At 63.9% G+C, this 10,376-nt stretch carries 8 protein-coding genes; 4 read left to right on the forward strand and 4 right to left on the reverse strand.

All coding sequences use genetic code 11. The features are described from left to right. Position 1 precedes the first annotated feature (1 nt). Genes HFRIS_RS20810 through HFRIS_RS20825 form a run of 4 tightly spaced genes read right to left on the reverse strand, consistent with a single transcriptional unit; the run spans position 2 to position 4,486 of the window. Complete coding sequence (locus HFRIS_RS20810; RefSeq protein WP_006464970.1) at positions 2–1,405, reverse strand: CmpA/NrtA family ABC transporter substrate-binding protein; 1,404 nt, start codon at positions 1,403–1,405, stop codon at positions 2–4. A gap of 55 nt (positions 1,406–1,460) precedes the next feature. Next, the gene (locus HFRIS_RS20815; RefSeq protein WP_006464971.1) at positions 1,461–2,816 is read right to left on the reverse strand and encodes an FAD-dependent oxidoreductase; all 1,356 of its coding nucleotides are present in this window, start codon (positions 2,814–2,816) and stop codon (positions 1,461–1,463) included. Beyond that, positions 2,813–3,955: an acyl-CoA dehydrogenase family protein gene (locus HFRIS_RS20820; RefSeq protein ID WP_006464972.1), complete on the reverse strand. Its 1,143-nt coding sequence runs from the start codon at positions 3,953–3,955 to the stop codon at positions 2,813–2,815. The genes HFRIS_RS20815 and HFRIS_RS20820 overlap by 4 nt, the downstream gene beginning before the upstream one ends. A gap of 45 nt (positions 3,956–4,000) precedes the next feature. Beyond that, a complete protein-coding gene (locus HFRIS_RS20825) occupies positions 4,001–4,486 on the reverse strand; it encodes an OsmC family protein (protein ID WP_077237461.1) in 486 nt (161 codons plus the stop codon). A 384-nt stretch (positions 4,487–4,870) separates the two neighbouring features. On the opposite strand from HFRIS_RS20825, the gene HFRIS_RS20830 reads away from it, so the two are divergent. From HFRIS_RS20830 to HFRIS_RS20845, 4 genes are all read left to right on the forward strand, one after another. Then, positions 4,871–6,445 carry a sigma 54-interacting transcriptional regulator gene (locus HFRIS_RS20830; RefSeq protein ID WP_152486732.1) on the forward strand — a complete coding sequence of 525 codons (1,575 nt, stop codon included), beginning with the start codon at positions 4,871–4,873 and terminating at the stop codon, positions 6,443–6,445. 229 nt (positions 6,446–6,674) lie between these two features. Further along, a complete protein-coding gene (locus HFRIS_RS20835) occupies positions 6,675–8,024 on the forward strand; it encodes an MFS transporter (RefSeq protein ID WP_006464975.1) in 1,350 nt (449 codons plus the stop codon). 28 nt (positions 8,025–8,052) lie between these two features. Next, positions 8,053–9,588: a 3-hydroxyacyl-CoA dehydrogenase gene (locus tag HFRIS_RS20840; RefSeq protein ID WP_006464976.1), complete on the forward strand. Its 1,536-nt coding sequence runs from the start codon at positions 8,053–8,055 to the stop codon at positions 9,586–9,588. Then, positions 9,585–10,373: an enoyl-CoA hydratase-related protein gene (locus tag HFRIS_RS20845; RefSeq protein WP_006464978.1), complete on the forward strand. Its 789-nt coding sequence runs from the start codon at positions 9,585–9,587 to the stop codon at positions 10,371–10,373. The genes HFRIS_RS20840 and HFRIS_RS20845 overlap by 4 nt, the downstream gene beginning before the upstream one ends. Positions 10,374–10,376: the final 3 nt, after the last annotated feature.

Raw genomic sequence — 10,376 nt, forward strand, 5'->3', positions numbered from 1 at the left:
GTCAGGTTCGCTTGATGGCGAAGCTGTTCAGGTAGCCCTGCGGATTGGTCGGATCAAAGGTCTTGCCCATGATGCTGAACGAACGGTAGCCATTGCTGGCCGCCGCCGGCACCTGCATGCCCAGCGCTGTCATCTGGCGACGCGCGTCAGTGAGCAGGAACACCTTTTCCGCCAGCGCCTGGTAGTTCATATCCCCCTTGATGTAGCCCCATCGTTTCATCTGGGTCAGCATCCAGGTCGCCATCGAGTACCAGGGCATGGCGTCGAAATCCGCGCGATCCGGTTCGTTGCGCACATTACCCAGACCGTCGGCATAACGACCGCTGAGGGCTTGCAGTACCACTGTCTCGGGCTGATTCAGATAGCCCGGGGTGCAAATGGCCCGCGCGATGGCCGCCCGGTTCTCGGCCTTGTGCGCCATGGCGCTGGCGTTGAGAATGGCCCGGTAGAGCGCCGCGAAGGTATTGGGGTTGCGGTCGATGAAGGCGTGCGTGGTGCCAAAGGCACAGCAGGGATGGCCGTTCCAGATATCCTTGGTCAGCAGATGGATGAAACCGATCTGGTCGTATACCGCACGCTGGTTGAAGGGATCGGGACCGAGAAAGCCGTCGATATTGCCGGCGCGCAGGTTGGCGATCATTTCCGCCGGTGGCGTCACCCGCAGTTGCACATCGCGGTCGGGATCGATGCCATGCTCGGCCAGGTAATAGCGCAACAGGAAGTTGTGCATCGAATACTCGAAGGGAATGGCGAACTTGAATCCCTTCCAACGACGCGGATCACGGTTGTCCTTGTGCCGCAGTGCCAGCGTGATGGCCTGACCATTGATGTTCTGGATCATGGCTACCCGCATCGGTTGCGCGGCCGCGCCAAGGCCGGCGGAGATTGCCAGCGGCATGGGCGCCAGGAAATGCGAGGCATCCAGTTCGCCATTGATCATCTGGTCGCGTACCAGCGCCCAGCCTGCGGTCTTGCTGAGGGTCACATCCAGGCCCTGCTCCCGGTACATGCCCATCGGGTCGGCCATGATCAGTGGCGTCGCGCAATTGATGGGAATGAAGCCGATCCTGAGGCTCTTCTTTTCCAGACTGCCCTGTTTTTCCAGCGCTTGCGCCTGCAGGCTACCCAACGGCAGCACTGACGCCACTGCAGCCATCAGTGCTTGGGAACCGATGGCCTTGATCAGGTTGCGGCGCGTGGCATCGTGAGGAAACAGCGCGCGCACGGCGGCCGCTTCGACGAAGTCGCATGACAGCGCCTCGACGTCTCCAGCGCGGGCCAATCGGGTCGCGCTGGCCGCTGCGGCCTGGTTCGCATGCTCCTCCTCGGAGGCATGCTGGCCGCATGAACAGGCCGCCAACGAGGTGTCGAGGGAATACGGACGATAGAGATTTTTATCGGTCATGCAAGGCCCCTGGTTGGGAGTGGATGGGTGAAATATCAACAGAGATGCGGCGATATCAGGCGGCCAGGCGTTGTCGCGGGACACTCATGTCCAGTGCGGCAACGATCTTGTCCTGGTAGAGCTGATGCATTCGGAGGACCTCCGGGCTGTCCTCCAGAACCAGCCATTGGCCATTGGCGCAGGGCTGGCCATGCAGTACCACCGAAAGCGATTTGGTCTTGAGGCGGATGACCGGCGGCCGGTGCTCGTATTGCGGCCCGGCCAGGCCGAGCAACTGGGCGGCGATCACGGCTGCCTGACGCGCCAATGGTTCGATGAAGCGACAGGGTGTGCCGGCGATGCTGATGCAATCGCCCAGCGCATAGATGTGCTCGGCGCTGGTGCGCAAGGTAGCGGCATCGACCGTAATACCTCGCTCGAACGCCAGCCCCGCACCGCGGGCCAGGCGGCTCTCGGTATGCAGGCCGGTGGCGACCACGATCTGGTCGCAACTGAGGCTAAGGCCGTCGGCACCGCGGATTTCCTTGATGCCTTGCGCGCTACCAGCGATGTGGCTGATCCGGGTCTGCCCGTAGAAGGCAATGCCCTGGGACCGGAAACTGGCACGCATGCGCTCAGCGGCTTGCGGCGGCAGCAGTTGCGCCAGTGGCAGCGCTGCTACGTCAAGCAAGCTGACCTGATGCCCTGCGCGCGCAAAATCCTCGGCCAGCTCGCACCCCACCATGCCGGCGCCGATGATGGCCACGCGCCTTGCAGCCCCTGCAAGACCTGCTTGCAGGCCACTCCAACCTGCCAGATCGTTGACGCGCCAGCACAACGCAGGCGGCACCTCGGCCGGCAGGTAGGGCTTGGCTCCCTGGGCCAGCACGAGGTCGGTATAGCGCAGGGTGCCGCGCGTGGTACGCAGTTGTCGCAGGCCAGGAGCAATGCCGATGGCATAGGTCCCGCTGAGCAGACGCACCCGAAGACGTCGGGACGATTCGGCTGCCGATTCGCGTACCAGGGCAGCGGGGTCGAGCTTGCGGCTGAGTGCGATCGACAACTCCGGTTTGTGATAACGGTCCCCGGCGCAGGCAGTCACCAGGGTGATGGGAACATCGGCATCCAGCTTGCGAAGCGCCTCGACCACCGACCAGCCAGCGATGCCGGCACCGACGACGATGACCCCGCGGCGGTGCGTCGAAGCCTGCATCGTTGCGCCCGACGGCGGCGGCGGCGCCTCCGACTGCGGTGCATAGGGCTCGAAGTCCGCCTTGACCACACCGCACAGGGGGCAAACCCAATCGTCGGGTATGTCTTCAAAGCGTGTTCCCGGCGGCAGGCCGCTATCGGGATCGCCTTCCTGTTCGTCGTAGATCAGGCCGCAGGCGCGGCACAGGTATTGGCGCCACTTCACGACAGCGAGGCTCATGCCGGCACCTCTTCGCGGGACAGGCGCGCCATTTCCGAGCGCAGATGCTTGATGGCGGGTGTGACGATGGCTGCGAAATGCGCCTCGCGTACGCGCCGTTGCGGGGCCGAGTTGATCAGGTAGCCGCGCGCGCCCTGATGCAACAATGCCGACTGGGTCGCTCGCAGCGCCAGCTCGGCCCCCTGGGCGCGGGCGTCGAGCACGTCCAGCATATAATCCTTGCTGCCGTCGAAGGGCGAGCCGACAAGCCTGGCGACGCGGCCAGCCAGTTCGAGATATTCGGCTTCCAGTTCATCCGGGCGGTCGTCCAGGAACTGGTTCACATGCCCCAGCAGCGGTTCCACGTCGCGCATGGAATCGAGCGCTCCCTGGATCAGCCCGGTGGCCATTCCTATCTGCAGCAGGACGAAGGCAGCGCGGATCTTTTCAATAAAAGGCCGGGCCGGATCGGCGATCATATTGTCTTCGCCGACGAAGTAATCCTCCAGACGCACACCCCAGGTACTGGTGCCTTCCATCCCGGAAAACTCCGGACATTGACGCAGCACCACCTGTTGGTCACAGCGAACCAGAAAGATGATGTCATGCGAATGCGACTGGTCATCGCGATAGACCGAGGCAATCGCGCCGAAGTACTGACCCGGCCCGATATGGCTGACCCAGGGCAAGGCACCGCTGACCCGGTAACCGCCCGCTACCCGTCGCGCGCGCAGCAACATTCGTTCGATCCCGGCGAAGGCCTTCATGGGATTGGACAGGCCGGTGCCTCCGAAGCTGCGCCCTGCCACATGGTCGTCCAGCAACTGGCCGTCGAGGGCGGGGTTGCCGGATTGTTCAAGATACAGCGCGCAGACGTCATGCGCCCAGGTCAGGAAACCAGTCGAGCCACACTGCCTGCTGATTTCATGCATGGCGCCCAGCGCCAGCCCATAACGCTCGCCGTTGCGCCGCAAATGGCCGGCAAAGGCCCCCGCGCGCGCCAGCGACGCCATGACCTCCAGCGGATAGTGGCCCTCATGGTCGATCCTGGTCGCCAGCGGCGCCAACTGGTCGACCGCAACACCGGCCACGGCGGCCACCACGGCGGCATCGCCAAGGGCCGGATCGAGTTGTGCACTACGGATATCTATGGTGGTCATGACGTTCTCCTCAACAAGCTGATGGCGGGGACTGGCGCGACGAAATCAGTCGGCCAGGCCGATGCTGAAGGGGATGGGGTTACGCATGGTGTTGGCCACTGGCGAGTAGAAGTTGGCCTGTTTGACGATCTCGTCAAGTTCTTCGCGACTGGCATCGCCTTCCACCAGCACCTTGACGCGGATTGCCTGGAAGCCCATCTCGGAAGGCTGCATCTGCGCGCCACCGGCACCCCAGGCAGCGGGGTTGCCGATATCGCCCTCCACGAACAATTCCAGACGCGACAGCTTGACCTGCTTCCAGGTCGCCACGGCGGTGATGCCCACCGCCAGGCAGCCGCCCAGCGCAGACAGCACGATCTCGCCCGGGGCTGGCGCGGTGTCTTCTCCGAACAGATGTAGCGGCTCATCCACCACCACGGCGGCGTGGTCACCGACATAGCTGAGAGTGCGGTACTGACCCTCGACAACGGTATGGACCTTGTTCGTGCCGCGACGCGCGGGGTTGTCACGGCCCTGTTCGGCGAATTTCATCAGTCCGTCGCGATCAATCGGACGCAGATAGGTCTGGACGGTCTGGGGGGTGGCGGTAGTCACGGAACGCTCCTTGGGAAATAACGGCTTTTGGCGCCGTGCCAGCCAGAAGATCTTTCTCCGGCCCTTCCCTAATGGCAAAAGCTGTGCCAAGACGATTTATCACTGTAAGTCATTGATTTAAATCATAAAAACTATTTTCAGTGACAATTTTATCCACCCACCAAATGTCCGACAATGTTTACAATTTGTAGACATTGTTAATCTTCATGGCGATAATTGACCGGTCCATTCTTTTGCTCACCACCACCGGCCTCCATGACCCCTGACCCCGAAATCGACATCGATTCCGATAGCTCGCCGTCGTTTTGGCGCCAACAGGAAATGCTGTTGTTTGAACAGGTAATGTCCCTGGTCGGCAAGAGCCTTTCTCCCGAAGTGGTCCTGCGCGAGATGCTGCATCTGCTCTCCGAACTACTGGGATTGAACCGGGGCCGCGTGGTCCTGCGCGACGAGGGTAGCGAGACGGCGCGCATCCATTACGCATATGGCATGACGCGCCAGGAGATGGCACGCGGGGTGTACCAGCCTGGCGATGGCGTGACCGGGCGCGTGCTGGCGACCGGGCAGTTGACCATCGTCCAGGATATTGACCAGGAACCGCGCTTCCTGCTGCGTACGGTGCGGCGGGAGGACCTTCCCTCCGGCCCGGTTTCCTTCATCGCCATGCCGATCAAGATCGACCGCCAGACCGTGGGCGTGATGGCCTGTCACCGCATCCGCAGCCGGATGCGCACGCTCAGTGACGACCTCACGGTGCTGCGCATCCTCAGTACGCTGGCGGGCCAGTTGCTGCAACTGCAACAGAGTCTTCTGGCCAAGACCAAGGTGCTGGAACAGCGCAATGAAATCCTGACCAAGGCGTTGCAAGCCGAGGCCACCCGCTATGGGATCGTCGGTACCGCCCCTTCGCTACTGAAGGCAATTTCTGAGCTTGAGCGGGTTTCCGACGCTACAGCCAGTGTCCTGCTGATGGGCGAATCCGGGACCGGCAAGGAACTCTTCGCACGCGCACTGCACCTTGCCAGCCCGCGGCGCGACAAGCCCTTCATCAAGATCAATTGCGCTGCCATCCCCGACACGCTGTTCGAATCGGAACTGTTCGGGCATGAGCGCGGCGCCTTTACCGGCGCAGCTACTGCACGTGCTGGATGGTTCGAGCAGGCCAATGCAGGCAGCATCTTTCTCGATGAGATCGGTGAGATGCCGCTGGCAATGCAAACCAAGCTGCTGCGTACCTTGCAGGAAGGCACCATTACGCGCCTGGGGGGCAAAAAGGAAATTGCCATCGATGTGCGGCTGGTCGCCGCCACCAACAGGGACCTGGCGCGTGAGGTCGAGGTCGGCGCATTCCGGCAGGATCTGTACTATCGGCTCAATGTGATCCCCATCCATCTTCCCTCGCTGGCCGAACGGCGTGAGGACATTCCAGCGCTGGTCCTGCATTTCCTCAATCACATCAACCAGGCGCACCAGCGCAATGTCAATCTCTCCCAGGATGCGCTGGACCTGCTCCAGCAGCAGGAGTGGCCTGGCAATATCCGCGAGCTCTCCAATCTCATCGAGCGCGCGATCCTGCTGGCTGAGCGCCCTATCCTCGATGCCCGCGATATAGCGCGTTTCCTGCCGGACAAGCGAAAAAGCTCTGGCATGGCGCAGCCATTGCCACCACAGCATCAGGAGGCGGCGATGCGGCCGATGGACAGTGCCTCCTGGGGCCAGGACGTGGCATCGACTGCTGTTGCGGTCAGGCCGTATGCCCCAGTGGCCTCGCACTCCGCAGCGCAACTGACGGCGGCGCTGACGCAAAGCGCCGGCAACAAGTCGCGCGCCGCGCAACTACTGGGCCTCACGCCAAGACAGTTTTCCTACCGCTGGGAGAAGCTGGGGCTGGAATAAGCTGCGCGACCGAGCGCATCGCGGTCCGGGCATGCAAGGCCGCCGCACCGGACCACCTCCCCATCCCGGATTTGACAGCAAGGCATCGGCCCGGTATTCTCTCCAAAAGGTCATAAGTATGACCTAATGATTTTAATGATCCGCCCCCCCCCTTCCCTTGCATGAGACACGAGGCAGGAGGCCGGCGCATCCAACAGCATCGATAAAGAACAATGAACGAGGAGACCCGATGAGCAACGCTGATTCCCCATCCCTGGGGCAGGCCGGCAAGCAGTCCATGGCACCGGACCGCACCACGCTGGCTGATGCCACCTACCGCAAGATCCTGTGGCGCATCATGCCCTTCCTGATGCTGGTGTACGTGGTCTCCTTCATCGACCGCTCCAACGTCGGCTTTGCCAAGCTGCACTTCCTGGCCGATCTCAATTTCACCGATGCCATCTATGGCATCGGCGCCGGCATCTTCTATGTGGGCTACATCCTCTTCGAAGTCCCCAGCAACCTGTGGCTGCAAAAGATCGGTGCGCGCAAGACCCTGCTGCGCATCATGGTGCTGTGGGGCCTGTTCTGTGCCGCCCTGGCGTTCATGCAGACCGCCACGCATTTCTACCTCATGCGCCTGCTGCTGGGCGCGGCCGAGGCAGGGCTGTTTCCGGGCATGCTGCTCTATCTCACCTATTGGGTTCCGCTGTCTCGCCGTGCACGCTTCACGGCCCTGTTCACCGCCTCCATCCCGCTGGCCGGACTGATCGGCGGCCCGCTCTCGGGCTGGCTGATGCACGCCTTCGAGGGCGTGGCGGGCATGCGCGGCTGGCAATGGCTGTTCATCATCGAAGGCCTGCCAGCCTGCGTGCTGGGCGTGGTGGCCTATTTCTACCTGAATGACAAGCCGGATCATTGCCGTTGGCTCACTCCCGAAGAACGCGCCCTGGTGACGGCCGACATGCAGGCCGACCAGGCCGCCAAACCCAAGGGCGGCGGGCATTCCTTCGGCGACGCGCTGCGTAATCCTCAGCTGTACTGGCTGGCCGGCATGGGCGTGGCCGTGCTGGTCGGCACCGGTGGGGTGTTCTTCTGGCTGCCCACCATCATCCGCAAGGCGGGCGTGCATGACATCGCCACGGTGGGCCTGCTCTCGGCCATTCCCTTTGCTGCAGCCATCGTCATCCAGTATCTCAATGCCCGTCACTCCGACCGCACCGGCGAGCGCCGCTGGCACGTGGCCATCCCGGCCATCATCGCCGGCATCGGCTGGATCGCTCTGCCTTCGGTGCAGAACAGCATTCCCCTGTCGCTGGCGATGCTGACCCTGGTGACCGCGGGCACCTTCAGCCTGACCGGACCGTTCTGGATCCTGCCGGCGCAATTCCTTTCCGGCACCGCACTGGCGGCCGGCATCGCCCTGCTCAGCACCCTGGCTGGTATCGGCAGCGTGTTCAGCCCGATGCTGGTGGGCTGGCTCTCCAGCACCACCGGCAGCCTCGCCACCGGCCAGTATTACTTCGGCGCATGGATGCTGGTGGGTGCGTTCACCCTTCTGCTGGGCGTCAAGCCCAAGCCCCGCACCGCCGCAGCCTGACCACGCCATGAGCTCTTTGCATACCCACATGAACGCCTTGAAACCAGACACCCTCATCGGCATCATCGGCGCCGGCGCCATGGGCAGCGGCATCGCCCAGGTGGCTCTCGACGCCGGTCACCCGGTGGTCTTGCACGATGCCGCAGCGGGCGCACTGGAACGTGGCCTCGATGGCATCCGCACCCGCTATGCCCGGCTACTGGCCAAGGGCAAGATAGACCAGGCCCATCACGACGCCTGCCTGGCCCGCCTGCGCGGCGGCAGCCTGCAGGAACTGGCCGGCGCCGCACTGGTGATCGAGGCCATCGTCGAACGACTGGACGTGAAGATCGCCGTGCTGTCGCAACTGGAGCAACTGCTGCGCCCGGACGCCATCATCGCCAGCAATACGTCCTCCCTGTCGATCACCGCCATCGCCGCCGGACTGGCACGGCCACAGCAGGTAGTGGGCATGCACTTCTTCAACCCGGCACCGCTGCTGCCGCTGGTCGAGGTGGTCAGCGGCAAGGCCAGTGCCGAGGCAGTGGTGCAGACCATCTTCGAGACCGCCCTGGCCTGGAAAAAAGTCCCGGTGCATTGCCGCTCCACGCCGGGCTTCATCGTCAATCGCATCGCCCGCCCCTACTATGGCGAGGCGCTGCGCCTGCTGGCCGAGGGCGCTGCCGATGCCGCCACCCTGGATCGGGTGCTGCGCGAGACGGGCGGCTTCCGCATGGGCGCCTTCGAGCTGATGGACATGATTGGCCACGACGTCAATTACGCCGTCACCCAATCGGTCTACGACGCGCTCTACCAGGATCCGCGCTACAAACCGTCATTGCTGCAGAAGGAGCTGGTCGACGCCGGCTGGCTGGGGCGCAAGAGCGGGCGCGGCTTCTACCGTTATGACGCGCAGGCGCAGACAGGCGACGCGGTCAGGCCCGGCGCCGACACCCCTGCCGGCTACACCATAGGCAGTGTCATCGCCGAAGGCGAACTGGGCCCCGCCGCCGCGCTCATCGACCTGGCGCACGAACATGGCCTGCCAGTACGTGTGACCGACGGCGCGGGCGTGCTGCACATCGATGGCGTGACCCTGGCCCTGAGCGACGGCCGCAGTGCCAGCGAGCGCTTTGCCCGGGATGGCGTGCAGGTGGTCTTCGACCTGGCCCTGGACTACCGTCAGGCGCGCAGCATTGCGCTGGCGCCGGCCGACCAGACGGATCGCCATGCACTCACGGTCGCCCAGGCCTTCTTCGCCGGTATCGGCAAGTCGGTCGTCGTGCTGGATGACTGCCCGGGGCTGGTGGTCATGCGCACCGTGGCGATGCTGGCCAACGAAGGAGCGGACGCCGTGCAGCAGGCGATTGCCACGGCCGCCGATGTGGATCTGGCGATGCTTAATGGCGTGAACTATCCGCGTGGGCCGCTGGCCTGGGCCGACCGCATCGGCATTGCCCATGTGGCGCGCGTGATCCGCCATCTGTCACTGAGCTATGGCGAGGACCGCTACCGTCTCTCGCCGCTGCTGGCGCGCATGGCATTGACGAATCGCGCCTTCTTTTCCGAGAGGGCCAGCGCATGAGCCAGGCTGCCGACAGGACGGCGCCCGTCCGCTGCGAAATCTCCGACGCGGTGGCCGTCATCACCATCGACCGGCCGGAACGCCGCAATGCCCTCAATCTGGAGGTCAAGCAGGCCCTGGCCGAGCTGATCGACGTGGCGGCGGCGGACCCGGCGGTACGCGTGATCATCCTCACCGGCTCGGACCGCTATTTCGTCGCCGGGACCGATATAGGCGAAATGGCGACGATGACGCCGACCTCGCATACCCTGCAAGCCACCGACCGCGTCTTCAATGTGCTGCGCCGTGTGGACAAGGTGCTGATCGCGGCAGTGGAAGGTTATGCCCTGGGCGGCGGCTGCGAGCTGGCGCTGTGCTGCGACCTCATCGTCGCCGGTGAGACTGCCAGGCTGGGCCAGCCGGAAATCCGCGCGGGCATCATGCCGGGTGCCGGCGGCACGCAACGGCTGGTGCGCACCATCGGCAAGTACCAGGCCATGAAGCTGGTATTGACCGGCGAAGCGGTCAGCGCACGCGACGCCTTGGCCATGGGCATGGTCTCGGAAGTCTGCGAAGACGGCCAGGCGCTGGCGCGCTCGCGTGAACTGGCAAGCACCATTGCGGCCATGCCGCCGCTGGCGGTGCGGGCGATCCGGGAGGTCATGCAACAGGGTCAGGATATGGCGCTGGACAGTGCGCTGGCGCTGGAACGGCGCGCCTTCCAGATGTTATTCGACACGCAGGACCAGAAGGAGGGCATGCAGGCGTTCCTGGAAAAGAGAGCAGCGCGCTATCAGGGGCGCTGAGCC

Source organism: Herbaspirillum frisingense GSF30 (assembly GCF_000300975.2).
In the GTDB taxonomy this organism is placed as follows: domain Bacteria; phylum Pseudomonadota; class Gammaproteobacteria; order Burkholderiales; family Burkholderiaceae_D; genus Herbaspirillum; species Herbaspirillum frisingense.